Here is a 25,171-nt window from a genome sequence, read left to right as displayed (position 1 = left end):
CCGACAGAAAAGAATTATTTATTGGTTTTGAGCTGACGTTGTGCTGGCCAGGTGATGCAAAGAAGTAGATGAACTGATCGCCATGGGTATAACCCATTTCAGATTCAGCTTCTCTGCTATCAGGAGAACACATTAAATCGAATCAGTGCACCTACACTGTCTGGTACTGCAACACAGGGATGCTCTGTTTCAGCACTACAAGGTCGTTTAACACCGCTCATGCGTTTCTATAGTTTTTCTGACGGGGTCTTTCTATTCGATTTATTTCGAATCTCAGTCACCGATTGATAACCAATACCCCAGTTATCTGTATTAACCTCATCGATGACAACGAAAGTTGTGCTTGGATCTTTGTTAAGTATCTCTACCAGTAGTTGTGTTGTACCCGTTATCAGCTGATGTTTTTGTTCGGGTGTAACACCCTCATCTGTGATCTTGATATTAACGTATGGCATGAGGCATTAGTTCCTTCTCTGAAGAGCATTTGGGGAAATAACTGTTCGGTAGTTCGCTATACATTTTATTCACAATACGCCACTGCCCGTTCTCGTGCAGAAAGCCGAGAAAATCAATATAAAACTTCTCGAACAGTGGGCACTGAACCTTAGCTATGGCCTGATCTCCGATAATCTCTATCGCCAGGATCCTGAACCGCCAAAGCTCACCAGCTTGATCTGGGATTTCCCTGTTGGCTACAGCGTGTAACCATTGCTCAAAGTTTCGGCGAAGGCCCGGTGCTTTTAACACCACGTCTTTATGAAAGAGAGGGACGAGGCGTGCCACATCGCCATAATGCAGCCCTTCAAAATACTGATTTAGCATGGTCGTTATAATTTGAAAGGCATTGTCATTTCTTACAATTTTGTTGCTGTTAATGGTATCGGTATCGCCGCTACTCATGGCGCTATCTCGACAGCTGAAGATTTGTAAGCGGCCTGGTCTGCGAGTGCTTTATTGAAACTGGGCATTGATAGTACAGCTTTCATCATTTCTTTTGTTGCTGCTCCCATTGCGATGCTCACTGGAAAGGCCGTTCCCCAGCGGGCATATACTGTAAGCAGAATGTCGGCCATGGATGGGTGACTCCCACCTAAAAATGGCTGGTTCTGGAGGCGTGATTCCACCACATTCCATAAACTGTTGATAGCTTGAGCCGCTGCATGAAATGCCTCTGCTTTATCTATACCGCTCAGAATGGTTGAAGCGATAAAGAACAGGCGACCATAAGCCGGATGCATAGTGGCATTGGCGAAATGGATATCCTCACGAGCTTGCCAATGGGCTTGAGGTGTTTTGGGTAATAATGGGCTGTCATGCTTTTCCAGCAGGTAAAACAGAATATTTGCGCCTTCATGGTGAAGCGTATTGCCATCACGCAGCGTGGGTACCATACCGGTAGGGTTTATCTCGGCATAGTTTGGGACATCCTGTTTGTGGACAAGGCGCACCTCCTGCTGAAGTTCATTTAGCAGAACCTGTGTGGCAAGTGAGCATGTGTCAGGGGAAAAATAAAGTGTATACACAGAAAAGCTCCTCATTAACGATGGTGACATGCCGGGGAATTCGACAAGTGCCCTGAGTGTAAACAGCACTTTCCAAGTAAAAAACAGTGATAATATGAAATCACTGTTCTCAATATGGGGACAATTGATACACGGTTTTAAGCGTGAGAAATGCTTTCTATGGATAAACTGCGAGCTATCCGATTTTTTGTCCGCTTGGCAGAAGTGGGCAGCTTTACGGCTGTGGCGAGTGAAATCGGACACGCCAAATCGTTGATCAGTAAAGAAGTTCGTCGGCTTGAAGATGAAGTTGGAGCGCGCCTGTTACAACGCTCAACACGTCAGATAACTCTCACGCAGGCCGGACGTGAATATCTAATAAAATGCCAGCAGGTTTTAAGCCTTCTGGATGAAGCGGATGCACAATTACAGAATCAGCAGCAACGGCCTCGTGGCCTCTTACGAATCAATGCGCCCATGGCTTTGGGATTAACGGATTTATCCCGGGCCTTTGCAGATTTTATGCAGGAATACCCTGAGGTCGACCTGGATATTCATTTGGGAGATGACTCGGTTGATCTGATCGAACAGGGCTTCGATTTAGGATTCACAGCCAGTAGCCAACCCCTGGATACGCAGTATGTAGGGCGACCCTTAATGCGTTTCAGCTACCACATTTGTGCAGCCCCTGCCTACTTGGCATCACGGGCAATAATTAAGAAACCGCAGGATCTGTCTGAACATAACTGTTTCGTATACAGCTACTTCCAGGGCAAAAATATCTGGCCTCTGGATGGGGGCATTGCTGTCAGCGGTCGTTTGAAAGTGAATAGCACCCCCTTCATGTTAGATGTCGTAAAACAAGGCTTGGGAATTGGCTTTATCCCGAATTTCGTTTGTCGGGAAGCACTGGCTACTGGAGATGTTGTGGAAGTTTTACCAGAAGCAGAGAAACCAGAGTTGACGCTTTATGCCTTATATCCTGCGAGGCACCACGTACCCTTAAGACTCAAAGTGTGTATGAGTTTCCTGGAACAATGGTTTTTGGAGCAAAAGGCGAATATGAAATCGCTTGAAGCTTAGCGGGAGTTTTAGAGCGTTCCAGATATTCATGGCTCTCTTCAATATAACGACCAAAAGCAAGAGACTCAGGAGACTGTTCATCCAGCACAGATAAAGGATTCGGGGATTACATAACCGCCAAAAATGATGGATATATTCATCTTTTTATAAAAATTAGCCTATAATGACGAATATATACATCATTATAGAGCTTAATAGTGTCTTCTCTCGCCAAACTTGGAACATCCATTCAGCAGCTTCGCAAAGCCAAAGGCTGGAGCCAGGCTGAACTTGCACGTTTAGCCGGAGTGGACAGAACAACCATCGGAGCTCTGGAGCGGGATGCGTATACCGATATTGGCATACGCAAAGTGCAGCGGGTTCTGCAGCTACTGGGTAAAACCCTGACTATCAAAGATATAGGCATGCCGACACTGGATGACCTCAACCAGAACAAGGAGGGCTGGTAATGGCTGATGTTGATGTTTACCTGTCTGGGACGGCTGCAGGAAGGCTGGCCAAAGCCGGTGAAAAGCATGTTTTTACTTATGATGCCCCCCAAACCAGTGACGCGAATGATAGAGAAGCCGTTTCACTCACTATGCCACTGCGACTGGAGAGTTACAGCCACGAAGCTCTTCACCCTGTTTTTCAGATGAACCTTCCGGAAGGGCACCTTCGGGAAGTTATCGAACGGGCAACCGCCAAGCAATACGGCAGTGATGATCTCACCATGCTCGCTATACTTGGCCGAAATCATATCGGCCGGTTAGAGTATTCGCGATCCGGGCAACCACTTCCCCCAAAGAGCGACCAGGTGCCTGATCTTTTCTCATTACTTGGCAGTAATGACGAGCAACTGTTCAGCCAGCTTATGGATCGTTTTGCCCTGCAGTCTGCAGTTGCTGGCGTTCAACCGAAAGTCCTTGTTGATCTGGCAGCAAACCCAACAGATAAAATCACCTATCCGCTGGATTCCTATATCGTGAAAAGCTGGGGCGATGAGTTTCCGGAACTGGCCTGTAATGAGAATGTCTGCCTCACCCTATGCCGAGAAGCTGGGCTGAATACAGCACCTTTTTATTTGAGCAATAACGGCCGATTGTTGATTACAGAACGCTTCGATATAGATGACAACAAAGTTCCTATGGGCTTTGAAGATTTCTGTGTTCTACAGGGGAAAACCACGCGGGAAAAATACGACGCCAGCCTTGAATCCTGTACCAACGTTATTCGTCATTTTGTCTCACCGGAATATCAGCCCAAGGCACTGTCAGACTTCTTTAAACTTACGTTGATTAACATTCTTGTACGCAACGGTGATGCTCATTTGAAAAACAGTGGCGTGATTTACAGTGACCTCAAGGGTCATTCAGTTGGCCAGCTGCCTGCTGTGAAGCGATTCCTTGCTCCTGTGTTTGATGTGGTCAGTACTGTGCCCTATTTACCCAACGATACTATGGCTTTGAGCCTAACCGGCTCCAAACGCTGGCCGAAATGGAAGGTGCTGGAGAAATTTGGCAAAAGCCATTGCGGGTTAAATAATCGGGAAATCAAAGCCATCGTGGCAGATATAGAGCAAGCCGTTCACAACACCCTGCCCCTGCTCAATAAATTGAAGAGTTCACACCCATCTTTTGCAGGTATTGCCGATCAGATGGAAACGTTGATGACGGCACCTATTGCTGAATAACAACTCTGCAACTGTCATAAACCTGAACCTCTAAGAGGACATGAGCTACTTGCCATGTTCTCTTAAGAGCTCTTTCAGAGCATCCTGGTTATATAGTGTCGCAAAGTCGTTTGCTGTCTGACCCTGCTTATTTGTGGCTTGCAGATCACAGTTAGCTTTCATAAGAGTTCTGGCTATGCTGATTTCTACTTTGAAAATGGCGCCCATAAGAGCAGTGTTGCCCCGTTTGTCCTGAAGACAGGGGTTGGCACCTTGTACCAACAGGAAGTCAACCATCTCCGGCTGGCCGTTATAGGCTGCCAGCATCAGCGGTGTGTAGCTTTGTAGGTTACGCATATCTGGAGATAACCCGGCCTCAAGGAAAGCTGACATCACTTCAATATTGCCCGCTCTTGCTGCTGTAAAAAAATAACCCCTCAACTCCTGCCTATCTTCCTCACTCACCTGTCCGTTAACGGACGCAAAGCTATAAACACTGAACAGCAGTAAAAAGCCGGCGGTTAACTTAAATAAGAAATTCAGCATATTTCTAATCCTTGTATTTGTCTGCTTCTTCCAGCTAACCGAAAGAAGCAGATAATGCTTTCAGAGATAGATATTTACAGTGCGTAAGCCATTTTTTTCACTTTGCTGAGATCACCATTCACAGCTCTGGTTAAACGCTTGCCGTACTCACTGTCGGCTTTATAGAAATAGCTGAGCATGGTGTGCTTGGTTGTGTTGTCTTTTACCTGGCCAAGATCCGCGGCGAGGTTCTTGATCAGATTGTCCTGCTGCTTGTCAGTGAAGCTGCGGTACAGCTCTCCTGCCTGCTTAAAGTTCTCCTGGTTCTTAATAGCAAGCTGCTGGGTTGTACCAGAAAGAGCCGTTTCACTGTAACGGGCCCCTGAGTCAACAGTGAGTGGTCGGATACGGCTGGGTTCATAGTTCACATCTGAAACCATGTTGCCACTGTTCGCTGCACCATCCTGGTTGTGGCTAGTCACAGTATTTAACGCCCGGTTCACTGGTAACTGCTGATGATTAGCGCCCAGACGATAGAGCTGTGTGTCGGAATAGGAGAACACCCGCCCCTGCAGCAAACGATCTTCTGAAGGTTCAATACCTTTTACCAGATTGCCCGGCGCAAAGGCGGCCTGCTCTGTGACCTGGAAGAAGTTATTCGGCACTTTATTCAAAGTCATGGTGCCAAGCTTTGTTTCAGGTACACCCGGCCAAACCTTGGTCGCATCAAGAGCATTGAAGGAGAAATCATCCAACTGCTCAGGCTTAAGAACTTTGACAAAAAGATCCCACTGCGGGTAATCGCCTGCATTGATAGATGCATAAAGGTCGTTGGTCAGGTTGTTAAAATCCTTACCCTGGATTTCACCGGCCTGCTCAGAGGTCAGGCTTTCAATGCCCTGACGACTTTTCCATTGGAATTTCACATAGTGAACATTGCCTTTTTCATTCACCATTTTGTAAGCATGAACACCAAAGCCATCCATCTTTCGATAACTGGCAGGGGTTCCCAAATCTGAATAAACCCAGGTCAACATATGTGTAGCGCCAGGTTCAAAGGAAAAGAAATCAAAGAAACGGTTGGGATCCTGAGTGTTAGTCACTGGAGATGGTTTTAGTGAGTGAACCATATCAGGGAATTTAATGGCATCTCGAATAAAGAAAACCGGCAGGTTATTACCCACTAAATCCCAGTTACCGTCACCGGTATAAAACTTGGTGGCAAATCCACGAGGGTCCCGAAGAGTTTCAGGTGAACCTTTGGAATGAATCACCGTTGAAAAACGCACCAGTACAGGCACTTTTTTACCCTTTTGGGAAAACAGGTCTGCTGAAGTGATATCGCTGAAATCACCGGCCGACACAAATTCCCCCCAGGCTCCTGTACCGCGGGCGTGCACGACACGCTCTGGTATACGTTCCCGGGCAAAGCGCTGCAGCTTCTGCACCAGATGCACATCATCCAGAAGTACACTGCCTGTTGGTCCGGCTGTCTGGCTGTTTTGATTATCACCAACCACAGCACCATTGTCTCTGGTTAACTGTGTGGCGTGAGTTGATACAGATAGAAACAGAGCACTTATTAAAAATGCAGGCTTGGCAAGATTCATTGTTGTTTTCCTTTATTGATGTGGGAGACATCAATATCAGGCTAATTTATAAAAACTCGAATGAACTATTTAAAAAAACAAATCAAACTAATAGACCAAATCTATATTTGAACTAACTCTTTGTAATTTAATAATTAATTTTTCTATTACTTGATTAATAAAAATTAAGTTTAAATAGCTTGTTATTAAACTCAATTTTACAGTGAATAATATTTTTATTTTAAATAATAAGTACGTGATATTTCTGTGATAATTAACTGATAAAAGTATGCTAGTAAATCATCAATTATTAAGATTTTTGTTTTGATATAAGAACAGCGAGAGTAATACAGATATTATAAAAAAGCCGCCATCTTCCCCAAGATGACGGCTCACACACAAAAAACACACACAAATTACTGTTCTATAGACACCTCCTCGCCGCTTTTCTTACTCACAGCCATATAAAAGACAGGCGTAAACAACAGACCAAAAAATGTAACCCCGAGCATGCCGTAGAACACTGCTATGCCCATGGCATGACGCATTTCAGCACCAGCACCGAATGCCAGAACCAGTGGCACCACACCTGCCGTAAAGGCAATGGATGTCATCAGGATGGGTCGCAGCCTTAAACGACAGGCTTCCAGTATAGCCTCTATGCGAGACACGCCCTGTTCGCTGAGTTCTTTAGCAAACTCCACCATAAGAATGGCGTTCTTACAGGCCAGTGCCACCAGTACGATCAAGGCAATACGCGTAAATATATTGTTATCACCACCCAGAGCCCAGACGCCAAGCAACGCCGAAAGAATAGTCATGGGAACAATCAGAATAATCGCCAATGGCAAGCGCAAACTCTCGTACTGTGCAGCAAGTACCAGGAAAACCAGCAGCACAACCAACGGGAAGATATACACCATGGTGTTACCTGCCAGAATCTGCTGGTAGGTTACTTCCGTCCACTCGTAACTGATTCCGTCAGGAAGAGTTTCAGCGAGAACTGCTTCTATCGCGGCCCGTGCCTGATCGGAACTGTAACCCGGAGCCGGGCTGCCATTCAGTTCAGCACTGGGATAGTTGTTATAGTGCATCACCTGATCTGGGCCGAGTGCTGGTGTGATGGAAACAACAGAACCAAGTGGCACCATCTCACCATTTCGGTTACGCACTTCCAGGCGCAGTATCTGCTCTTGGTCAAGACGGTATTTGGCATCAGCCTGTGCATTTACCTGATAGGTACGACCGAACAGATTGAAATCGTTGATATATACCGATCCAAGATAAACCTGCAGAGCATCAAACACCTGACTCAAAGGTATTCCCTGAATCAGCGCCTGCTCCCTGTCTACAGTTATATCCAACTGAGGCACCTGTATACGGAAACTGGAAAACAGCCCAACCAGTGCCGGATTTGTTTGCCCTTCGGCCAGAGTATTTTGCAGGGCTTCGAACAAAGCCTCAAAGCCGAGGTTAGCGCGATCCTGAAGCTGTAATTTAAAACCACCTGTTGAACCCAAGCCAAGAATAGGTGGTGGAGGAAACACAGCCACAAATGCTTCATCAATCACTGAAAAACGCGCATTGAGCTGCCCGGCAATAGCACCAGCTGAAAGCTCTGGGCTTTTGCGCTCAGAGAAATCATCCAAAGGCATAAATACAACCGCTGCATTGGTGGCATTGGCAAAACCATTGATGGACAGCCCCGGGAATGCAACGGTATGGGCAACACCGGGGGTTTGCAGTGCAATGGCTTCCATCTCCCTTACAACAGCAGATGTTCGATCAAGACTGGAGGCGTCAGGCAGCTGAGCAATTGCCACCAGATACTGCTTATCCTGCGCAGGAATAAACCCACCGGGAACCTGGCTGAACATCTGGCCAGTCAAGATTAACAGACCCGCATAAACCAACCCTACTATCGCGGAAAAGCGAATCAGGCGTTTCACCAGAGACTCATAGCCTTTGGCCGCAGAGTCAAACACTTTGTTAAAGGGGCGGAATAACCAGCGCCCGAATACAACGTCCATCGCCCGAGTTAACATATCGGGTTTGCTGTCGTGCCCCTTTAACAGAAGGGCCGACAGAGCAGGAGAAAGTGTCAGAGAGTTAAACGCAGAAATCAGGGTTGAAATCGTGATTGTCAGAGCAAACTGTTTGTAAAACTGCCCGGTCAGCCCCTGAATAAATGCAGTGGGAATAAATACCGCGCACAGTACCAGAGCAATAGCAATGATTGGCCCGGTTACCTCTGTCATGGCCTGTTTGGTCGCCTCAAGAGGGGCCAGGCCATTAGCAATATTCCGTTCCACGTTTTCTACAACAACTATGGCATCATCCACCACGATGCCAATCGCCAGAACCAGGCCAAACAGTGACAAGGTATTGATAGAAACACCCAGCCACTGCATTACTGCAAAGGTGCCGATAAGCGACACTGGTACGGCTATCAGCGGAATAATAGAGGCGCGCCAGGTTTGCAGGAACAGAATAACAACCAGCACAACAAGGATGACGGCTTCAAGCAGGGTATCAACAACAGCTTGAATAGAACTGCGCACAAAAACAGTAGGATCGTAGGCAATATCGTAAGTCATGCCGTGAGGAAAGGCAGAAGACAGTTGCTTCATTTTCGCCCGCACGGCATCAGACAAATCAATGGCATTGGATCCAGGGCGTTGAAACACAGGAATAGCGACAGCTGTTTTTCCATCCAGGCTCGCTCGCAGGGCATAACTGCTCTGACCCAGCTCAACTCTGGCAATATCTTTAAGACGTGTGATTGCTCCCTGTTCGCCCACACGAATGACAATGTCTTCAAACTCCTGAACCGTGCTTAAACGACCCTGTACGTTCAATAGAACCTGAAACTGATTTTGTCTGACGGTTGGCTGTGCCCCGAGACTGCCGGCGGCAACCTGACGATTCTGTTCGCGTACAGCCTGCACAACATCGCTGGCGGTAAGGCCTCGTTCAGCCAGAGCATCCGGATTCAACCACAGGCGCATTGAATACGCGCTGCCACCGAAAAGCTGTACCTGACCAACACCGGGAAGTGCTGCCAGCTGGTCTTCAATATAAATATCTGCGTAATTCGCCAGATAACTGATATCCCGGCTGTTATCCTCCGAATACAGATTGACGACCATGGTCAGGTTGGGAGAAGCCTTCTCGGTAACAACCCCCAGACGCTGTACCTCTTCCGGTAAACGAGGCAGAGCAAGGTCAACCTGGTTCTGTACCTGTACCTGGGCTTTATCAAGATCCGTTCCCAGAGCAAAGGTCACGGTAATCGTCATGCGGCCATCAGATGTCGATTGAGACGACAGATACAGCATGTTTTCCAGGCCGTTTAACTCCTGCTCCAAGGGAGAAGCAACAGTTTCAGCAATGACCTTGGGATTAGCGCCAGGATAATTCGCGGTAACGGTAACCGTAGGGGGTACAACTTCCGGATATTCACTCAGTGGCAGTTGAAAAAGTGACAGTGCCCCACCAAGCAGAATTAATAGGGATAAAACGGCTGCAAAAATAGGCCGGTGAATAAAGAAATGACTGAAATTCATGCTTTATGCTCCTGCCTTCTGCTGTTCAGGTTCTTCAATCTGAACAGGGCGTGGAGCAACAGGCATGCCGGGGCCAACTCGTGCCGGGCCATTTACGGCAATGCGATCACCGGGCTGAAGGCCAGATTCAATAACCCGCAAACCGCCGACTTTTGTACCCAGCACGACAGGGCGATATTGCAGAATATCATTGTCGTCCAGTGCCAGAACAAAACGATTACTTAAGTCTGTGCCAATCGATTTTTCAGGAACCAGTACACTTGCCTTTGCATCCTGAGGTGCAATACGAATTCTGGCAAAAGCGCCTGGGCGTAACTGTATAGAGTCAACCGGGAAACTGGCACGAACACGCAAAGTACCGGTTTCAGGGTTAACCGCGTTATCAATAAAATCCAGCTGCCCTTGATGAATAAAACCTCTTTCGCCATTCAGCTGCAGGTAAGCAGCCAAGTTGCTATCAGCAGTGATTGTGCTGAACTTTCGGTTCCAGCTTCGTTCATCGATATCGAAGTACGCGTAAACTCTCTGGGTGGAAACCAGCCGGGTTAGTACTGTTTCATTCGCTCGAACAGTATTCCCCTGGGTAACAAAAGCATTGGAAATCTTACCTGCAATGGGTGCAGTGATCGTTGTAAATTCAAGGTTCAGTTTGGCAGCCTGCAATGCAGCTTTTACCGAGGCCAGTTCCGCCCGACGTTGTTCTGCAAGATACTTACGGGCATCTGCCTGCTCTGCTGAAATCGCCTTGGCAGAGCGCAGGTTAGTCCCACGCTCTGCTTCCAGTGCTGCCTGATCCAGCGCGGCCCGGGCGGAATCTTCCTGAGCCTGCAGCCGGGAAACTTCAGCAGCAAACGGACGGCGGTCCAGTGTAAGCAGCAGTTGCCCCTCTTCTACAGTACGCCCTTCTTCAAAATGCACCTGCTCAATAATACCTGTGACACGAGGCCGTATCTCAATACGGTTGGGTGACTGCAACCGGGTGGTGAAAGTGCTCCAGTCAATAACATCAGCAACCAGAACCTGAGCAACATCAATGGGCTGTTTGGGTCGCTCAGCCGTTGCTGCGCCCTGCTCTGCCGGAGAACAGGCTGTTAATCCCACAAGAACTGTTAAAAACAGGCCTGCAAGAGACCCTGAACGTATGATTCTATACATTGTTGTAACTCAAAATTTATCAGGAAAGCAGTAGAGGCCGGTCGTCGCATCATTCAGGCTGAATGAATCAGGCTTCGAAGTTGGTTTAACAAGAGTAGGCGCATGCTTTGACATACGCTCTTAGCATTAGACAGATGTAATTTAGTTCAGATTTAGGCACAGATGAATATCAAAAAGTGCGAAAAAGATGCATAATTCTTCAGAGTTATGTTCTTGGTAGCAGGTCTATGTACAACAAAAGACTGGAACAGTTTCGAGATTTACTGGATGTCCATAGCCCTCAGGAGGGGGAAAATGCCACCCTTTTCGATGATGTCATGACCTTTCGTGCATCATCTACCGGCTTTTCTGAGTGTACCGTTTACGAACCTTTTATCTGCCTGTTTGGCCAGGGGGAAAAAACCTGTGCCGTAGGTGAAAATGAATACACTTACGGGGCAGGAGATCTGTTTATCAACTTCCTTCCCGTACCGGCTAAAGGAAAGATAATTTCAGCTTCAGCAAGCACACCGTTACTGGGAGCAGCTGTCCGTATTGACCTGACACGCCTGGCAGACCTTGTACTAAAGCTTGATCAGCTGGGTATCGACAAATGCCCGTCTAAACCTTCCTGTAACTCCAGTGTTATCACTGGCAGAGCCAGCAGTGAAGTACTGGACGCATTTACCCGCCTTGTAAGTGTTGCCAATACAAAATACGAAGCCGAAATTCTATCGGGCCCGGTAATTGATGAAATTTATTATCGCATTCTTACCGGCGAGCAAGGTGGTGCGATGTGTAAGCTCCTAAACCAGCATGGCCAGATTCAAAGTATCGCCAAAGTCGTTCAGCATATACACGGGCATATTGATGAGCCCATTAATGTGAATGATCTTGCCGACCAGGCACATATGAGTAAAACGTCGTTTTACGAGACTTTCAGAAGCGTTATGCATATGCCGCCTCTGCAATATATAAAATCCAGTAAACTGCAGAAGGCACAGGTTTTAATTAAAGGCGGAAAGCGTGCCAATGTCGCCAGTCATGAGGTAGGATACAAAAGCTTTTCCCAGTTCAGCAGGGAGTACAAAAGACACTTTGGCTATACACCGTCTGAGACTATGATTTCAGTTGCTTAAAATGTCGTATATATAACTGTTATGCGTCTATTCTGCTGCAACATCATCAGTATTATTAAGATAAATTAATGACCCTATCTAGCTTTGAAGCTCAAATATATTTACAACTAGCCTCTTCTTTAGGTTCAGAAAGCTCTCTAAATATGAACGAGGTAGAAGGCGGTATTCGTACAGGATACTTTCAAGTAGGTGACGAAAGTGACCCTCTTAATTTAGTTTTTGTATTTCCAAGAAATAACAAGGATTGCTACTTTATCGTAACTGACGGGAGTCCCGTAGAGCTAAGTTTTGAGATGGCATCTCTACAACAGTTCAATGAAGAAGTTTCCCACTTATGCCAAATGCATACAGTAAAGACTAATAGCCAATATATGATCAAAAACGGTTGGGTTGCTTATCTAATAACATCACCAGTTATGTTGTCAGAAGATATTCCTATCAATATTGAAATCGATAGTGAAAACGTGCTTTTCCACATGGCTGTTCCTATAAATAATGAGGAATACAGTGTTAAGACCAATCATGGCTATGATGCATTATTAGAGTTTTTCCAAACTAGCCAGAAAGATATAGTCGCCTACTAAATCGACGCATAACAAGGCGTTGGTGTGCGGCAGACAAGTTGCCTAGGTCGCCTGCGCCCCACAACTTCGCGCTAGTCGGCCGAGTAGGTAGATCGTATATGGAAATAATCGAGACCATTAAAGATAAATCCCAGCTAGAAGAAACAGGATATTTCGAGCTTAGTCTTGGAAAGACTAAGCGTATTCACTGGGAGGACTCGAGTCTATTTTTTACTGAAGAGGTGTTTGGGTTAATTGAACCAATCTTTGAGCGTCACGTCCCTGATTATAATCATTACGATATGATGGATGCCGATGCTGGAGCTTGGAACAAGATCAATAGAGATTTGTTAGAGCTTAAAGAAGTACTAGATAGCTCTCAAGATATCAGTGATACCCTTGGTTCAGTCGGGTTTCGATTCAGCGGTACACGTGATTTTTTCGCTACTCACTTTAGCCAATGTAAATCGGACCTCAGCGCCCTAATAGAAAATCTTGTTGATTGGTCTAGTGACAATATTAAACAACATAGTCATATTGCAATACTTGGCCTTTAGTCAAATAGCGTCTAACGCGCGTGCATTTGACCTCCGCTACGCTGAGACAAATGACGCGGGCGTTACATGTAGAGAATAATTATGAATAATCCGGTAGTTAAGTGGTTTGGTGGGGACTTTTCAAAGCTCCACCCTCTAATTCAAGATCTGCACAGAAATGGCGGCACCCTGGAAGGTAAGGTTCAAATATCAAAGGGCAAAGGCTTAGCGGGAGTTGTCGGTAAACGCTTAGCAGTAAAACTTGGAATACCTGCTGAACAAAAGGTTACCCCACTTCAAGTTATTATCGATCATACTGACAAAAGTCTAATCTGGAATCGAACATTTAATAAAACAAACGAAATGAAATCTATTTTCACTCCAAGTGGCTCGTTTCCCAGTGGTTATTGGAGCGAAAGTTCTGGAAATATCAGTCTCGTTTTAGCAGTAGACATCATTGATGGTGGCTGGCACTGGGTACAGAAAGGCATTAAATTCAAAAGCCTGCCACTTCCTCTATGGCTAGCCCCAAAAACAACTGCATACAAAACCATCACCAATGGAAAATATGTATTCTCGGTCTCCTTTTCGCTTCCTTTACTCGGTGAGTTACTGAGTTACAACGGAGAGCTGACACCGAGTTAATTTACGTGTGGAAAGTGCGTCGTGTACGGCAGTACTCTGCTTGAGACTTCTTCTGTGCCCCACAACTTCACGATATGTGGCTCGGAATAGATTTCAAACTGTAACCAGAATTTATGATTAAAATTGGCACAATTGGTAAGATAATTTCTGGCGATGATGTTGGAAAGCAAATCAATATCGTCTCTGACTCAGATGCAACAGGTGGCTTTCTAATCTTGGTCAGACCTGATTTTAAAGGGGAAGGTCATACAGGCTATGACGACTGGGTTGAAGACTATGAGTCCCTAATAGGTTACTTTGAAGAATCTGAGTGGGTGATCGACTGGGATACGAGTAATTTCACAACACTCCCATAACAAAGCGCTAGTGAACGGCAGGCAAGCTGTCTGAGATACCTTCGGTACCCCACAACTTTGCGCTATGTGCGTAATACCCACGACAACTCTAAAATGGATCGCTATAGATAGAGAAACTTCAAGGAAGATTTATGGAAATCAAAGATCTCTTAAAATTAGAAAACCTGCGAGCATTACTAGTTTACCTATCCATATACATGATTGGACGATCAATTTATTATTTGGTTATTGACGAACCATTTGCGTATTTTTCTTCTGGCTACCAACAAGAAATTCTTGATCAGATATTTGGTTTAGACGTGCCAATGGTAATATTCACAATAATGTGGCCTCTAATCCTAACCTTCATAACCTTATCGGATAATACCCTTAGGTTATCCAGGGGCTTATTCTTTTCAGTAATAGGAATACATACATTATCATGTTTGATTGCAGCAATTATGATGTACTTATGGGACAGTGAATATGTTGTTGTTGGCAACAGTATTGACTTCCCTCCAACAAAGACTGTTGCAGTAGTAACCATTCTAACTGTTTTGACAGCAGTTATATCGTTAGCTCTATACCACAGAAAGTACAGTCTCTATGAGCTGAGCGAATAATAAGAGATTGTCAAAGGATTGAACTAATGATTTCTCATATAACACTGGGAACAAATAATCTTGATGAAGCCTCATTGTTTTACACTAAGATACTGCCCATAGTTGGCGGAAAGCAGATCTACGACTCAGATCATGTAATATTCTGGGAGTTTGAAAACAGCGACACAAAATTAGCTATCACACTTCCCTACAATGGCGAACCTGCAACAACGGGCAATGGAACAATGGTTGCCCTCAATGTAGATATTCAAGAAAAGGTTTATGACGTTTATTCTCGTGCAATAGGCTTGGGAGGTACCTGTGAAGGGGCCCCAGGTGATAGAAATAATGGTGCATTTTATGCGGCGTATTTCAGAGATCTTGACGGCAATAAAATTGCGGTTTTTTGTCGTTAACATGAAAACCGCACATTCAACTTTGTATTAAATGAAAATCCTTTACCTTTAGTTCGCAGCTTTGCCAATCTTATCCGGGTCAGGGGCAGTTGAAGCCCAGTGAGGGTTCCGACGCATCCGCTCGTAATATGCATTTAGGTGGGGATAAAGAGACCAATCAAAAGGAACTGACTCTTTGAAGAACTCCACATGGACCATAGCGTAGTCTGCCAATGTCACAGTGCTCCCACATATGTACTTCTGTCCCTGTAAGTGGGTATTCAGTACTGGAGCGAAGCGAGACAAATTTTCCTTTGCCCAACTCATCACTTCTTTATTACTTGGAGTATCCAGAAATGAAGGTTTGGCGACAGCTTCAAATGCCAGAGTACCGAGTGACTGATTGAAGTGGGCCAATTCCCAACATAACCAACGCACTACATCGGCACGCTTCTTGGCTTCTGTTGGAAAAAGCTCATAGTCACTGGCTTTATCAGCCAGGTACTGAATAATCGCATTGGATTCCCAGAGTTTTAGATCACCATCTACCAACGCAGGAACCATGCCGTTTGGGTTGATGCTCAGGAAATCGGGAGCCTTGTGCTGCCCCTGAAACAAATCCAGATACTCGATTTCTATATCCAACCCCAAATGGTTTACCACTGATAACACTTTGCGGGAGTTGGGGGACCCAACAATAGCGTAGAGCTTCATGGTTACTTTCCTTATTTTTACTTGTTTTTTGAAAGTGAATATTCAGATTAGAAAAACGACTTTATTTTTGCAAGTGTTTTTCGTGGTAAGATGTGGCCATGGTTGATAAGAAAACAAAATCCTGGTCTGGGTGCCCGGTTCGCTTTGGCATGAGCCAGTTTGGCGATAAGTGGAGCTTTTTGATAATCCGAGACTTGATGTTCAAAGGGCGAAAGTACTATCACGAGTTTATGGAGGCAGGAGAGGGAATCTCTACCAACATTCTGGCTACCCGCTTAGCGGACCTGGAAGGAAATGGCATTATCAATAAAGCACGAGACCCTAAAAAAGGCTCACGCTATATATACACCCTTTCGCAAAAAGGCAATGAATTGATGCCTATGATGCTTGCGATGATGGATTGGGCAGAAAAGTACGATGCACATACAGAAGTGCCGAAAGAGTTTATAGACAAACTGCGCCACGACCAACAGGGGTTGGAGCAGGAACTGCTTGCAAACTTATCAAGTACAAAGACTTAGTTTTCCTAACATTGCCGACGCAAACGTGTGACAAGGGGGGCGCTTATAGGTCTACTTTATTTCTGTTTCTTGAGGCGCTTTAAGTATAAAAGCACAACAGGATGCTGGTGTTCGGCAGACAAGCTGTCTGGAACGCCTGCCCCCCTTATAAAAAATCAGTAGAACAACATCAAACAGATTCAGAGTGAGTAAAACTAATATAACCTTCTGTTTACTGATACTTCTGTCAATTAACATGAATATATATGCTGAACCTTAATCTTTATTCGTTGAAATCCTAGAAAAAGGCTCTTTTAACGAAATGTAAAGAGCAAGGGTATATCGATGCAAACAACGGTTATAAATCAAACTGTATTGTTTTCAAATCTGACCTTGATCGATGTAAATCAGTAGAATTCAAGAGCTATAAAAATCAATTAAGCAATAAACAATGATGAGAACATGTTGAGTGGTACCTAAAGTGTACGGTAAAATAAGGTAGTATTAAACAATAATTAATTAAAATATGTATATATTCAAGGTTTCAATTTTTAGTATTTTCACTTTTCTATGTTCAACCGTAAATGCTGAAAATACTTACTTACTGGCTCGAACGAAAGTTACGGGCACTACCTTAACTTCTGTAGTTTTCTTTAAAAGTGATGAAATAAGTTCTTTACAGGAATGTGAAAAAGAGCGCGAGCATGGCAGCTACAATAATTGGAAGGTATTTACACATATACTCAATACAAAAAGTTTAAGATTTGGCACACAATACCGCTGTGCAACCAGTCCACAAACACTATCGCGCTGGCACGATAAAAATCGATACACAAAGAAATATCTAGTGCGCTACGATCATAAAAAAAGCATGTCTATTACTCCGTATAATTCGATAGCGGAATGTCTTAGAGAATTAAGAAAAGAGCAAAAAGACCAGTCCATAAATTTATTTTGTGCTGATAGTAATCAGTCAATAAATACCTAAAAATACGCCGTGTATGGCAACAAACTGCCTAGGTGTGGGACAATCACACACTTAGGCCAAAGAGTCCAGGGAGGTAGCTCATAATGCTAAAAGCTCTTCAAATAGCTACTTTGTTGGTACTAGCACTTCTGGTCTCACAAGTTGCGTTGTGGCTTTCTTGGTCTGATGGCATAGGAGTGTTTACATTAATATCTTCATCATTAATTGGTTATGCTTCACTAATATCCATTGTTTTCTTTGGTGATAAAATTACTTGGCTTGGAAAGGCTCTCAAAGTTATATGGATTTTTTCTTTATCAAACCAACAAAGAGCATTACTTACATTAACGTTGATAACTATAGCTTGTGGATTTTTCGGATTTGAGCTTTACGAAAAATGGGAGAAAGGGAAGTTTAACGCCATAATTGAGATAAATACAGAGAAAGAACAAATCACCACAAACTCTAGTATGCAAATGGAAGATATACATACTGGAGATCAATTCATCAGTACCATTGAGCCTAACGGAAGAGGTCGATTTAGAGTTAATAAAGGCAGCATTGTCCAAGTATCTACAAAATCTGGTAATCGACATTATGTGTTTCAACCTATTACCATTGATAGCCAACTATTTTATAAGTCTCTTAATTTAAGTAATGCCGAATTGGTAAAAGACAGTTCTATTTTTTCGTCTACACCTTCAAGAATTCAATCATTTATCATGCCTCAAAACTATTTCCGCTCTTTTAATATGGAGGAAATAAAACAAGCTGATATCTCCGAGTATGAGGCGTATGTGAAATTCGGAGTACCTGGTGGAATGGGGTTGATCAGTAAGAAAGGGTACATTCTTAGCTTCAACCATATTCTACGAATACCTAACTGGGTTGCTTACTGGATTAAAGGTGAACGTATAGATCTAGAGCGGCCAAACCGCTTTGTAAATGAACCGCTTATTAACACCGTGTTCCAATCCTCAAATGATGATTACCGAGGGTCTGGCTATGATAGAGGGCATTTAGTGTCACTTTCAGATATGAAATACCTTGGAAGCCATGAGCTAAATGAAGCAAATAGTTTGGCTACTGTGATACCTCAATCACTCCTTGTAAATAGAACGACATGGCTCTCATTAGAAAATCTTGGAAGATCCTATGCTAAGGACGGAATAGGAATAATAGCCGGACCAATATTCATGGGAGATGACGAAAGAGTTAAACTTATTACCATTGGAAAAAACGACGTAGCGGTGCCTACTCATATTTTTAGAATAATTTATCGCCTGAATGACAGTTCTAATATTGAAGCGTTATCTTTTATTGTTCCTAACTCAGATGAAGCATCTAATGATATTGAAAATTACATTGTATCTATTGATGAAATAGAGAGATTAACAGGGCTTGATTTCTTTAACCAGTTAGACCTTGCGGCAGAAGAACGTTTAGAAAGCACCCCTTCTAGCACACTTTGGGGAGCAAAATGATTTTAGTACGCGCCAGCAAGCTGCTAGAGACGCCTTTAATGCCCTATAGGCAGGCGTTATGTGGCTATCCACAATAGTCTTATCGCTCTCTTCCATACAGTATGTATAGTTGAAGTTTGATGAAAAAATTATTTAAACATTGTGCTATAGGCACCGCTGAGACTGTGGCTTCTACATCTGCTGGAGTTGCCGCTCTTGGAACAGCTGTTAATGCGTCAGTTGTTGTAGCTCCAATTGCTATTGCTTATGTCCTTACACATGATAAAAAAGAAATTCAAGAACTCGCGGATAAAGGGAAAAAGCTCTATCAGAAAATTTATGGTAAGAAGTAGATAATTAATAAACAACCTCTTATACCCAGCATAAAGCACGTCGCTAAAAGCCCGGCACCCAAGACTCTTTACCGGTGGCTTCTTGTCTTAACCCTTTTGAAGACGCCGGCTAGGTGCTGTGGCCTTGCCATCACAAACCACGCCATCACTCACATCCCTTAGTTATATCAGAACCAGGTGATTGTCTGACGATTTCACGGCTATAGAGCCCTGTATACAATTTCAATCCTGATTACCTGTGCGTACAATGGCCCCGCCTTCTATCGGCACACAACATAAAAAGCATCAACAATAAGGATTTGTATTTTGTTTCAAAAAATACTGACCGCTGGCTTATTGACAACCGCACTGACTATTTCTCTCGGAAGTGCTACTGCAACTGCAGCGAATAAAGGGGTAGCTGGTACTGGCCCCAACCCTTTTACTGACTGCGGTATCGGTGCTGCCATATTCCCTACTGTAGGCTGGGCCGCTGTAACATCCAACGTGATTTGGGATTTAGGTCTTACTGGTCTCACTTCCGCAACAGCAAGCCCTGAAACCTGTAACGGGAAACAGGTAGAAACTGCTCAATTTATCATTGATAACTACGAAAATATTGCAGAGGAAACAGCTTATGGTGAAGGCCAGCACGTGGCCGCTATGCTGTCTCTGCGAGGCTGTGAAACAGCTGTCCACTCTTCCCTTACCCAATCTGTAAGAAAAGATATGGCTGCTATTGTGAGCCAGTCTGATTATGCAGATCAATCTCTCGTAGAGAAGTCTTCTGCTTATTACGACGCACTGGATAGCGCTATTGCTAACGCACCAACAAGCTGCGTGCTCTAAAGCCTGTCTATTCGGCTGGCGTTTTACATGCCAGCCTTTCACTCCGCAAACAGTTGTATCGACTTTTATCCATGCGTTCGCTTTTTATCATACTTTTCTTCGTGTCTTCCTGTCTGGTGCATGCGACCTTACCATCGAGTAACGTGCAACCTATTATTCATAACGCTCAAACGCTCGGCCTGGCACAACATCCTACATGGTTAAAATTACTGCATCTGGAGCCAAGAGCATTTTCCAGCCTGAAAAGCGCTATACACTCCAAAGAGTTTTTCCTTTCGCCTGACGGTGCAACACATCCCGAAAAAGAACTAAAGGCCACTATACAGGGTATTTACCAACCCTTAGAGGGGGACGCAAACAGCCATCCGCAGTGTCGTTTTCCAGCCCGCTATCAATGGTTGAAACGTCATTTATTTACGTCCGATACAAACATAGAAAAGCACAAGCCAATTGACATTGTTTGCCCTGCTTACAATCAGTGGCGACAGCAGACACAAGCTTCATCAGTCAGTGTGATTTTTGCCACTGGTTTCCTGGGTAACCCTGCCTCTTACTATGGCCATACCCTGCTCAAGTTTAATCAACGCCATAGCCCCAGATCACGGCAACTGCTGGATACAGCGGTAAACTTCGGTGCTCTGGTTCCCGATGAAGAAAATCCTGTACTGTATGTTTTAAAAGGCATGGGAGGGTTTTATGAAGCCAGCTTCAGCCAGGCACGCTACTATTATCACAATCAAAGCTATGGCGAGCTGGAGTTGCGTGATCTATGGGAATACGAGCTAGATCTTCCTGATGAGGCTGTTTCCTTTATTCTGGCCCATGCATGGGAAGTACAACGCCAAAAGTACACCTATTACTTTTTCACTCACAACTGTTCCTATCGTCTGGGTGAACTGCTGGAAATTGTCGACGATGTAACTGTAAATCCACCCCCCTATCCTTGGGTGATTCCTCAAACCCAAATCCAGTTGCTAGGCTCTGCGCACCATTCCGGAAAGCCATTAGTGAAAGACGTTGTATTTCACCCATCTCGACAGACCCGCCTTTACCAGCGCTTTGAAACACTGACGGCAGAACAAAAAAAACTGGTCTCAGAAAGTATTCATAATATGGATCTACTGGATACTGCCAAGTTCCAGAACATGTCGTTAGCATCCCAGCACCAGGTTCTGGACACATTACTGGATTATTTCCGCTATCGGGATGTAACCAACAGCCACGATGAAGAAGGTGATCGAGAGAAGCAGAGAAAGGTTCTATCCCTGCGTTATCAACTCCCACCAGGGCGCTCTCACTTCGCTGTTGTACCGCCGACTTCACCACATGAAGGACGACCACCATCATGGTTTCAATTATCAACTTTCCATAACAATCAAAGAGGGAACGGACAGTTATTCACACTGCGGCCAGCCTACTACGATGCACTGGATGCTGGCCCTGGTCATCGCGCTGATGCCCATCTCAGCATGGCAACAGTCAGTCTTGAGCACTCAGGAGGTGAGCTGTCTCTACGAGAGTTCGAGGTTTTTCGTATCAGTAATGTGAACTCACGTTCCACGGGCCTTCCCGGCGACAGTAATAAGGCCTGGCAGCTAGCTCTAACATTAAAAAGGGTACCCTCTTCCTGTTCAGATTGTCGCGTGCTCAGGCTTGATACAAACAGGGGAAAAGCCTGGAAGCTTCATGACAATTTAACTCTGGTGGGCTCTCTCGGAGCAGCCCTGCAAAGCAGGAAACATAACACCTCTCCGGTATTCGGATATGGCGAGGTCAGAGCCATATATACTGCAGAAAAGTTCAGCTTTGAAGGAAAGTACAAACAGAACTGGTACCCACACCGTAAGAGTGATGATGTGTTGAATACTCACTCATTCACGGTAAGACGTCCAATTGGGAAAACATGGGATTTACGTTTAAGTTATCTAGCAGATGACGCTAACGAATTCTCAGTCGGGATTGGTTATTACTGGTAGCTATTCCAATGACATGTGCACAGCAATAAAGTCTATGTGGTTTTGAATTCAGCTAAGAGGTACTTCGTGTACAGCAACGGACTGTATGGGGTACCTTTTTAGCTTCAGGAGAAATCACAGGTTTTTATAAGACAACGGAGTGCATATGAGTTTATGGAAGAAATCGCTGCCAACTATTATTACTTTTCTTGGATGCTCACTCTCATACGGATCATCGCAAACTGAGATAATACATCCAGATGGCCGTAGGGAAATAAACATCACAAATTATTACCCGCCTGTTGTCGAATACGCTATTTTCGGTGTTGCAGTTTTGATCGGCGGACTGGTAGCCTTCTTGGGAGTTAAACTGATTATTATTGGGTTAAATGAACAGAGGTCTGAAGAATCAGCAGAGATTGATGTAAATTTAAAAGAGAAATCTTTAAGTCTGCGTAAAGTAAGTCATGGAGCGGTAATTTCTTTTATAGGTGCAACCATCATACTTGGTACTCTCTACATTGCGAAGTTATAGGTGTTTGGCATGAGAAAGGGTATTTGATATGACCGAATTATTTCTGCTACCTACACAGTGTTTCAGCTATAACTAACTACATAATAACAATGAAGAAGAATAATCATGTGGAACTTCCTTCTCCCCCTAATTGGCCCTGTCGTTAACAAACTGGTTGACCGCATCCCTGACCCTGGAGCCAGAGCGAAAGCAAAAGAAGACTTTGAAAAAGAGTTACTCGCTGCTGTAACGCAGGCAAGCTCTGAACAAGCAAAAATTAACGCAATTGAAGCTTCACACAGAAGTGTTTTTGTTGCTGGCTGGAGACCATTTATTGGTTGGGTGTGTGGTATAGGTTTACTCTGGGCATTTATTGCGCAGCCCATACTCGTTTGGGCAATCGCAAGTTTTGATCTAAGTGTGAAAGATCTCCCTGTAATGAATACTGATGGTCTGTACCAGCTTGTATTAGCAATGCTGGGCATGGGTGGATTAAGAACGTTCGAGAAAATGAAGGGTGTTGCCAGAGAAACCAAAATAGGTCAGTGATCATAGCAAGTGTATCGTGTAAGGCTGCAGGCTTCCCACATAGGCGTTATGTTAAGGAATAGGTGAGTGCCAAACTTTATAAAAGCTCTAATACTTTTAACCATTCCAGCAGCCGCGTCTGCTAATGTCGTATGGCCAGCGTTATATCTTGAAACAAGACTTTTCTCATGGTGGGCAATCACTGTCGGCTTAATTATTGAAATGCTGTTTGTTCAGAAATTAGTCTGCCCGAACTTAAGAAAAGCTTTCACAGCTACGATTTGTGCAAATGCAGCCTCAGCAATTTTAGGGATTATATTGATCCCACTTTCAGGAATAATCTGGGAGGTTGGGCCGGGGCTTCTTATGTACTATGTCTTCAGTATCGGTACATTCAACCCCTTAACATGGATTGTAACCTTCATACTGGCTTGTGCAGTGAATGTTCTGGTTGAAGGTTTAGTCTATAAAAAAGTTTTCAGATTTGAATTCACCTTTAAAAGCAGGGTATTTCTGTGGTTTATGCTCGCTAATACTGCCAGTGTTGGTGCAGCGGCAATCAGTCTTCTGATCACTCCCGTGCAAGCCTGAACATGGCAAGAAAACAGGGTTTACGTTCTAAGTGCCGTACGAAGTACGCCATCAGTTCACGTTATACAACTCAAGCACAACAGAGGTTTCTATGCTTGAAAAGCTATCAAAGTCTTTACAGGATTGTTCAACGGCCACAGTAACACTGCTTTCTCTTCTCGTGTTTATTGCTTTTTCTGTGTTTATTTTGCCAGGCTTGGCTGAACAGATGGCTAAAATTTCTTCTGGCCTGGGAACACCGGACACTCAACTCTTTTACTCACAAGATCTTATTTATAAGTTAGTGGAGACCTATGGTGAATCTGGTCGGTCTGCATACATCAGCAGCAGGATTCAATATGATATCGCCTGGCCCCTTGTTTATACGCTTTTCCTGGTTACATCTATAAGCTGGTGCCATGCTCAGCTCGGAAAAAATAGAAGAACAAGTGTTATTAACCTTGTTCCGCTAGCAGCATTATTGTGTGATTTCATCGAGAACATCTCTGTTTCTCTCGTTATGTCCAGTTACCCAGACAAAGGGCTTGTATTCAGCAACATTGCTCAGATAGCAACGCCTGCAAAGTGGTTTTTTGTTTGCATCAGCTTACTTGCAGCAATCGGCTTTTTTACAGCGGTATGTTGGGGTAAAGCAAAACTTTTACTTAATAGTCGTGCAACAAATAATTCCAATTGAACCCAGAATTACACTAAATGCCGGTATTTCACCAGGTTCTGAAAACCTATACTGCACTTTCTTATATAAAGCGGTGAGGCTGTAGAGACAATGACCCCTTTAGCACTAGCAGAGCACTATTTCGCACTATCCAACGACAGCGACTTTGAAGAAATTACAAAGCTGTTTTGTGATAGTTCCACGTTCCGGTCTGGAAAGGGTGAGCTGTTTCTAGGTGTTAGTGACATCATGGCTATGCAAAGGCTTCACCACGGCATGTTTAGTCAGCTTGAGTGGGTGGTGAACACAGTTTCGGAAATTAAACCTGGCATTATTCACTTTGAATTTGATTTTGTTGGCACATCGAAAGCAGGAGAAACCGTAGAGTATTCTGGTTTGGAAGATGTAATTATATTTGATGGCAAGATTCAGCACATCCAGGTTCAGCGCCTGTGATCTTCTGAGCGACTCATTCCAACACTTTACTAACATGGAGAGTTAACCATGCTGGAGCTCCGGCCAAACTGTGAAGCCTGTGATAAAGACCTTCCTCCCACTTCAACCGAGGCCTGCATCTGCACTTACGAGTGCACATTTTGCAGGGGCTGCGTGGAAAACCTGTTAAGCAACGTCTGCCCAAATTGTGGTGGTGGTTTTACTTCAAGGCCGGTTCGGCCAAAAACAGAGCGAAGAAAAGGAATCAGTCTGAAGCACCAGCCTGCATCAACTAAACGTGTGAATACCAGATATACGCCCGATGAAATCCGGGAATTCTCACAAGCTGTCAAAGAAATAGAGCCAGAGGGTCGTTAATAAGATAGGTTCTCATAGGCATGTG

At 44.4% G+C, this 25,171-nt stretch carries 29 protein-coding genes; 21 read left to right on the top strand and 8 right to left on the bottom strand.

Annotated elements, in window-relative coordinates:
- Positions 1–227: 227 nt before the first annotated feature.
- Genes ACY2RR_RS19730 through ACY2RR_RS19720 form a run of 3 tightly spaced genes read right to left on the bottom strand, consistent with a single transcriptional unit; the run spans position 228 to position 1,523 of the window.
- Positions 228–455: a tautomerase family protein gene (locus ACY2RR_RS19730; RefSeq protein WP_490109899.1), complete on the bottom strand. Its 228-nt coding sequence runs from the start codon at positions 453–455 to the stop codon at positions 228–230.
- Positions 442–900: a nuclear transport factor 2 family protein gene (locus tag ACY2RR_RS19725; RefSeq protein ID WP_490109898.1), complete on the bottom strand. Its 459-nt coding sequence runs from the start codon at positions 898–900 to the stop codon at positions 442–444. Before ACY2RR_RS19725 ends, ACY2RR_RS19730 begins: the two co-directional genes overlap by 14 nt.
- Positions 897–1,523, bottom strand: coding sequence for a glutathione S-transferase family protein (locus tag ACY2RR_RS19720; protein WP_490109897.1), 627 nt, complete (start codon positions 1,521–1,523; stop codon positions 897–899). Before ACY2RR_RS19720 ends, ACY2RR_RS19725 begins: the two co-directional genes overlap by 4 nt.
- Before the next feature lie 159 nt (positions 1,524–1,682).
- Here ACY2RR_RS19720 and ACY2RR_RS19715 point away from each other — a divergent pair, with 159 nt between their 5' ends.
- The 3 genes from ACY2RR_RS19715 to ACY2RR_RS19705 all read left to right on the top strand — a co-directional run bounded on the left by ACY2RR_RS19715 (position 1,683) and on the right by ACY2RR_RS19705 (position 4,257).
- The gene (locus tag ACY2RR_RS19715; RefSeq protein ID WP_490109896.1) at positions 1,683–2,585 is read left to right on the top strand and encodes a LysR family transcriptional regulator; all 903 of its coding nucleotides are present in this window, start codon (positions 1,683–1,685) and stop codon (positions 2,583–2,585) included.
- Between the two features lie 197 nt (positions 2,586–2,782).
- Positions 2,783–3,034 carry a helix-turn-helix transcriptional regulator gene (locus ACY2RR_RS19710; RefSeq protein WP_490109895.1) on the top strand — a complete coding sequence of 84 codons (252 nt, stop codon included), beginning with the start codon at positions 2,783–2,785 and terminating at the stop codon, positions 3,032–3,034.
- Positions 3,034–4,257, top strand: a complete 1,224-nt coding sequence (locus ACY2RR_RS19705; protein WP_490109894.1) for a type II toxin-antitoxin system HipA family toxin — start codon at positions 3,034–3,036, stop codon at positions 4,255–4,257. Before ACY2RR_RS19710 ends, ACY2RR_RS19705 begins: the two co-directional genes overlap by 1 nt.
- A gap of 45 nt (positions 4,258–4,302) precedes the next feature.
- Here the strand turns inward: ACY2RR_RS19705 and ACY2RR_RS19700 are convergent, their stop codons facing one another.
- From ACY2RR_RS19700 to ACY2RR_RS19685, 4 genes are all read right to left on the bottom strand, one after another.
- Positions 4,303–4,782: an ankyrin repeat domain-containing protein gene (locus ACY2RR_RS19700; RefSeq protein WP_490109893.1), complete on the bottom strand. Its 480-nt coding sequence runs from the start codon at positions 4,780–4,782 to the stop codon at positions 4,303–4,305.
- A 74-nt stretch (positions 4,783–4,856) separates the two neighbouring features.
- Complete coding sequence (locus ACY2RR_RS19695; protein WP_490109892.1) at positions 4,857–6,371, bottom strand: catalase; 1,515 nt, start codon at positions 6,369–6,371, stop codon at positions 4,857–4,859.
- Positions 6,372–6,766: 395 nt separating this feature from the next.
- Positions 6,767–9,916 (bottom strand): efflux RND transporter permease subunit, encoded by a 3,150-nt coding sequence (locus tag ACY2RR_RS19690; RefSeq protein WP_490109891.1) that lies wholly within the window; start codon positions 9,914–9,916, stop codon positions 6,767–6,769.
- Positions 9,917–9,919: 3 nt separating this feature from the next.
- Positions 9,920–11,071, bottom strand: a complete 1,152-nt coding sequence (locus ACY2RR_RS19685; RefSeq protein WP_490109890.1) for an efflux RND transporter periplasmic adaptor subunit — start codon at positions 11,069–11,071, stop codon at positions 9,920–9,922.
- A gap of 227 nt (positions 11,072–11,298) precedes the next feature.
- Between ACY2RR_RS19685 and ACY2RR_RS19680 the strand changes: the two genes are divergently transcribed.
- The 7 genes from ACY2RR_RS19680 to ACY2RR_RS19650 all read left to right on the top strand — a co-directional run bounded on the left by ACY2RR_RS19680 (position 11,299) and on the right by ACY2RR_RS19650 (position 15,286).
- Positions 11,299–12,189, top strand: coding sequence for an AraC family transcriptional regulator (locus ACY2RR_RS19680; protein ID WP_490109889.1), 891 nt, complete (start codon positions 11,299–11,301; stop codon positions 12,187–12,189).
- A 68-nt stretch (positions 12,190–12,257) separates the two neighbouring features.
- A complete protein-coding gene (locus tag ACY2RR_RS19675; RefSeq protein WP_490109888.1) occupies positions 12,258–12,773 on the top strand; it encodes a suppressor of fused domain protein in 516 nt (171 codons plus the stop codon).
- Positions 12,774–12,871: 98 nt separating this feature from the next.
- The gene (locus tag ACY2RR_RS19670; protein ID WP_490109887.1) at positions 12,872–13,309 is read left to right on the top strand and encodes a hypothetical protein; all 438 of its coding nucleotides are present in this window, start codon (positions 12,872–12,874) and stop codon (positions 13,307–13,309) included.
- Between the two features lie 81 nt (positions 13,310–13,390).
- Positions 13,391–13,933, top strand: a complete 543-nt coding sequence (locus ACY2RR_RS19665; protein ID WP_490109886.1) for a DUF4166 domain-containing protein — start codon at positions 13,391–13,393, stop codon at positions 13,931–13,933.
- Between the two features lie 113 nt (positions 13,934–14,046).
- Positions 14,047–14,289 carry a hypothetical protein gene (locus ACY2RR_RS19660; protein ID WP_490109885.1) on the top strand — a complete coding sequence of 81 codons (243 nt, stop codon included), beginning with the start codon at positions 14,047–14,049 and terminating at the stop codon, positions 14,287–14,289.
- Positions 14,290–14,420: 131 nt separating this feature from the next.
- A complete protein-coding gene (locus ACY2RR_RS19655) occupies positions 14,421–14,891 on the top strand; it encodes a hypothetical protein (RefSeq protein ID WP_490109884.1) in 471 nt (156 codons plus the stop codon).
- 26 nt (positions 14,892–14,917) lie between these two features.
- Positions 14,918–15,286 (top strand): VOC family protein, encoded by a 369-nt coding sequence (locus tag ACY2RR_RS19650; protein WP_490109883.1) that lies wholly within the window; start codon positions 14,918–14,920, stop codon positions 15,284–15,286.
- A gap of 48 nt (positions 15,287–15,334) precedes the next feature.
- Here the strand turns inward: ACY2RR_RS19650 and ACY2RR_RS19645 are convergent, their stop codons facing one another.
- Complete coding sequence (locus tag ACY2RR_RS19645) at positions 15,335–15,979, bottom strand: glutathione S-transferase family protein (protein ID WP_490109882.1); 645 nt, start codon at positions 15,977–15,979, stop codon at positions 15,335–15,337.
- Between the two features lie 98 nt (positions 15,980–16,077).
- Here ACY2RR_RS19645 and ACY2RR_RS19640 point away from each other — a divergent pair, with 98 nt between their 5' ends.
- The 11 genes from ACY2RR_RS19640 to ACY2RR_RS19590 all read left to right on the top strand — a co-directional run bounded on the left by ACY2RR_RS19640 (position 16,078) and on the right by ACY2RR_RS19590 (position 25,146).
- Positions 16,078–16,500: a winged helix-turn-helix transcriptional regulator gene (locus ACY2RR_RS19640; RefSeq protein WP_490109881.1), complete on the top strand. Its 423-nt coding sequence runs from the start codon at positions 16,078–16,080 to the stop codon at positions 16,498–16,500.
- 1,050 nt (positions 16,501–17,550) lie between these two features.
- Positions 17,551–18,930 carry a DNA/RNA non-specific endonuclease gene (locus ACY2RR_RS19635; RefSeq protein WP_490109880.1) on the top strand — a complete coding sequence of 460 codons (1,380 nt, stop codon included), beginning with the start codon at positions 17,551–17,553 and terminating at the stop codon, positions 18,928–18,930.
- A gap of 119 nt (positions 18,931–19,049) precedes the next feature.
- On the top strand, positions 19,050–19,262 hold the full coding sequence (locus ACY2RR_RS19630) for a hypothetical protein (protein ID WP_490109879.1): 213 nt from the start codon (positions 19,050–19,052) through the stop codon (positions 19,260–19,262).
- 306 nt (positions 19,263–19,568) lie between these two features.
- The gene (locus ACY2RR_RS19625) at positions 19,569–20,090 is read left to right on the top strand and encodes a DUF3015 family protein (RefSeq protein ID WP_490109878.1); all 522 of its coding nucleotides are present in this window, start codon (positions 19,569–19,571) and stop codon (positions 20,088–20,090) included.
- A 143-nt stretch (positions 20,091–20,233) separates the two neighbouring features.
- Positions 20,234–22,066: an Lnb N-terminal periplasmic domain-containing protein gene (locus ACY2RR_RS19620; RefSeq protein WP_490109877.1), complete on the top strand. Its 1,833-nt coding sequence runs from the start codon at positions 20,234–20,236 to the stop codon at positions 22,064–22,066.
- Positions 22,067–22,211: 145 nt separating this feature from the next.
- Positions 22,212–22,580 (top strand): hypothetical protein, encoded by a 369-nt coding sequence (locus ACY2RR_RS19615; protein ID WP_490109876.1) that lies wholly within the window; start codon positions 22,212–22,214, stop codon positions 22,578–22,580.
- 105 nt (positions 22,581–22,685) lie between these two features.
- Positions 22,686–23,108 carry a 3TM-type holin gene (locus ACY2RR_RS19610; protein ID WP_490109875.1) on the top strand — a complete coding sequence of 141 codons (423 nt, stop codon included), beginning with the start codon at positions 22,686–22,688 and terminating at the stop codon, positions 23,106–23,108.
- 66 nt (positions 23,109–23,174) lie between these two features.
- Complete coding sequence (locus ACY2RR_RS19605) at positions 23,175–23,678, top strand: hypothetical protein (protein ID WP_490109874.1); 504 nt, start codon at positions 23,175–23,177, stop codon at positions 23,676–23,678.
- Between the two features lie 91 nt (positions 23,679–23,769).
- Positions 23,770–24,354, top strand: coding sequence for a hypothetical protein (locus ACY2RR_RS19600; protein WP_490109873.1), 585 nt, complete (start codon positions 23,770–23,772; stop codon positions 24,352–24,354).
- A gap of 90 nt (positions 24,355–24,444) precedes the next feature.
- Positions 24,445–24,789 carry a nuclear transport factor 2-like protein gene (locus tag ACY2RR_RS19595; RefSeq protein ID WP_490109872.1) on the top strand — a complete coding sequence of 115 codons (345 nt, stop codon included), beginning with the start codon at positions 24,445–24,447 and terminating at the stop codon, positions 24,787–24,789.
- 48 nt (positions 24,790–24,837) lie between these two features.
- A complete protein-coding gene (locus ACY2RR_RS19590) occupies positions 24,838–25,146 on the top strand; it encodes a DUF1272 domain-containing protein (protein ID WP_490109871.1) in 309 nt (102 codons plus the stop codon).
- The last annotated feature ends 25 nt before the right edge of the window (positions 25,147–25,171 follow it).

This window comes from Parendozoicomonas sp. 2304DJ65-17, from assembly GCF_058148445.1.
The sequence above is the reverse complement of the archived record's forward strand: the minus strand, read 5'-3'. Positions and strand labels throughout refer to the sequence as shown.

Excerpts from the sequence above, each read along its gene's own strand:
- ACY2RR_RS19730 (WP_490109899.1), bottom strand. The coding sequence starts at position 455 with ATGCCATACGTTAATATCAAGATCACAGATGAGGGTGTTACACCCGAA.
- ACY2RR_RS19725 (WP_490109898.1), bottom strand. The coding sequence starts at position 900 with ATGAGTAGCGGCGATACCGATACCATTAACAGCAACAAAATTGTAAGA.
- ACY2RR_RS19715 (WP_490109896.1), top strand. The coding sequence starts at position 1,683 with ATGGATAAACTGCGAGCTATCCGATTTTTTGTCCGCTTGGCAGAAGTG.
- ACY2RR_RS19705 (WP_490109894.1), top strand. The coding sequence starts at position 3,034 with ATGGCTGATGTTGATGTTTACCTGTCTGGGACGGCTGCAGGAAGGCTG.
- ACY2RR_RS19700 (WP_490109893.1), bottom strand. The coding sequence starts at position 4,782 with ATGCTGAATTTCTTATTTAAGTTAACCGCCGGCTTTTTACTGCTGTTC.
- ACY2RR_RS19695 (WP_490109892.1), bottom strand. The coding sequence starts at position 6,371 with ATGAATCTTGCCAAGCCTGCATTTTTAATAAGTGCTCTGTTTCTATCT.
- ACY2RR_RS19690 (WP_490109891.1), bottom strand. The coding sequence starts at position 9,916 with ATGAATTTCAGTCATTTCTTTATTCACCGGCCTATTTTTGCAGCCGTT.
- ACY2RR_RS19685 (WP_490109890.1), bottom strand. The coding sequence starts at position 11,071 with ATGTATAGAATCATACGTTCAGGGTCTCTTGCAGGCCTGTTTTTAACA.
- ACY2RR_RS19680 (WP_490109889.1), top strand. The coding sequence starts at position 11,299 with ATGTACAACAAAAGACTGGAACAGTTTCGAGATTTACTGGATGTCCAT.
- ACY2RR_RS19675 (WP_490109888.1), top strand. The coding sequence starts at position 12,258 with ATGACCCTATCTAGCTTTGAAGCTCAAATATATTTACAACTAGCCTCT.
- ACY2RR_RS19670 (WP_490109887.1), top strand. The coding sequence starts at position 12,872 with ATGGAAATAATCGAGACCATTAAAGATAAATCCCAGCTAGAAGAAACA.
- ACY2RR_RS19665 (WP_490109886.1), top strand. The coding sequence starts at position 13,391 with ATGAATAATCCGGTAGTTAAGTGGTTTGGTGGGGACTTTTCAAAGCTC.
- ACY2RR_RS19660 (WP_490109885.1), top strand. The coding sequence starts at position 14,047 with ATGATTAAAATTGGCACAATTGGTAAGATAATTTCTGGCGATGATGTT.
- ACY2RR_RS19655 (WP_490109884.1), top strand. The coding sequence starts at position 14,421 with ATGGAAATCAAAGATCTCTTAAAATTAGAAAACCTGCGAGCATTACTA.
- ACY2RR_RS19650 (WP_490109883.1), top strand. The coding sequence starts at position 14,918 with ATGATTTCTCATATAACACTGGGAACAAATAATCTTGATGAAGCCTCA.
- ACY2RR_RS19645 (WP_490109882.1), bottom strand. The coding sequence starts at position 15,979 with ATGAAGCTCTACGCTATTGTTGGGTCCCCCAACTCCCGCAAAGTGTTA.
- ACY2RR_RS19640 (WP_490109881.1), top strand. The coding sequence starts at position 16,078 with ATGGTTGATAAGAAAACAAAATCCTGGTCTGGGTGCCCGGTTCGCTTT.
- ACY2RR_RS19635 (WP_490109880.1), top strand. The coding sequence starts at position 17,551 with ATGCTAAAAGCTCTTCAAATAGCTACTTTGTTGGTACTAGCACTTCTG.
- ACY2RR_RS19630 (WP_490109879.1), top strand. The coding sequence starts at position 19,050 with ATGAAAAAATTATTTAAACATTGTGCTATAGGCACCGCTGAGACTGTG.
- ACY2RR_RS19615 (WP_490109876.1), top strand. The coding sequence starts at position 22,212 with ATGAGTTTATGGAAGAAATCGCTGCCAACTATTATTACTTTTCTTGGA.
- ACY2RR_RS19610 (WP_490109875.1), top strand. The coding sequence starts at position 22,686 with ATGTGGAACTTCCTTCTCCCCCTAATTGGCCCTGTCGTTAACAAACTG.
- ACY2RR_RS19600 (WP_490109873.1), top strand. The coding sequence starts at position 23,770 with ATGCTTGAAAAGCTATCAAAGTCTTTACAGGATTGTTCAACGGCCACA.
- ACY2RR_RS19595 (WP_490109872.1), top strand. The coding sequence starts at position 24,445 with ATGACCCCTTTAGCACTAGCAGAGCACTATTTCGCACTATCCAACGAC.
- ACY2RR_RS19590 (WP_490109871.1), top strand. The coding sequence starts at position 24,838 with ATGCTGGAGCTCCGGCCAAACTGTGAAGCCTGTGATAAAGACCTTCCT.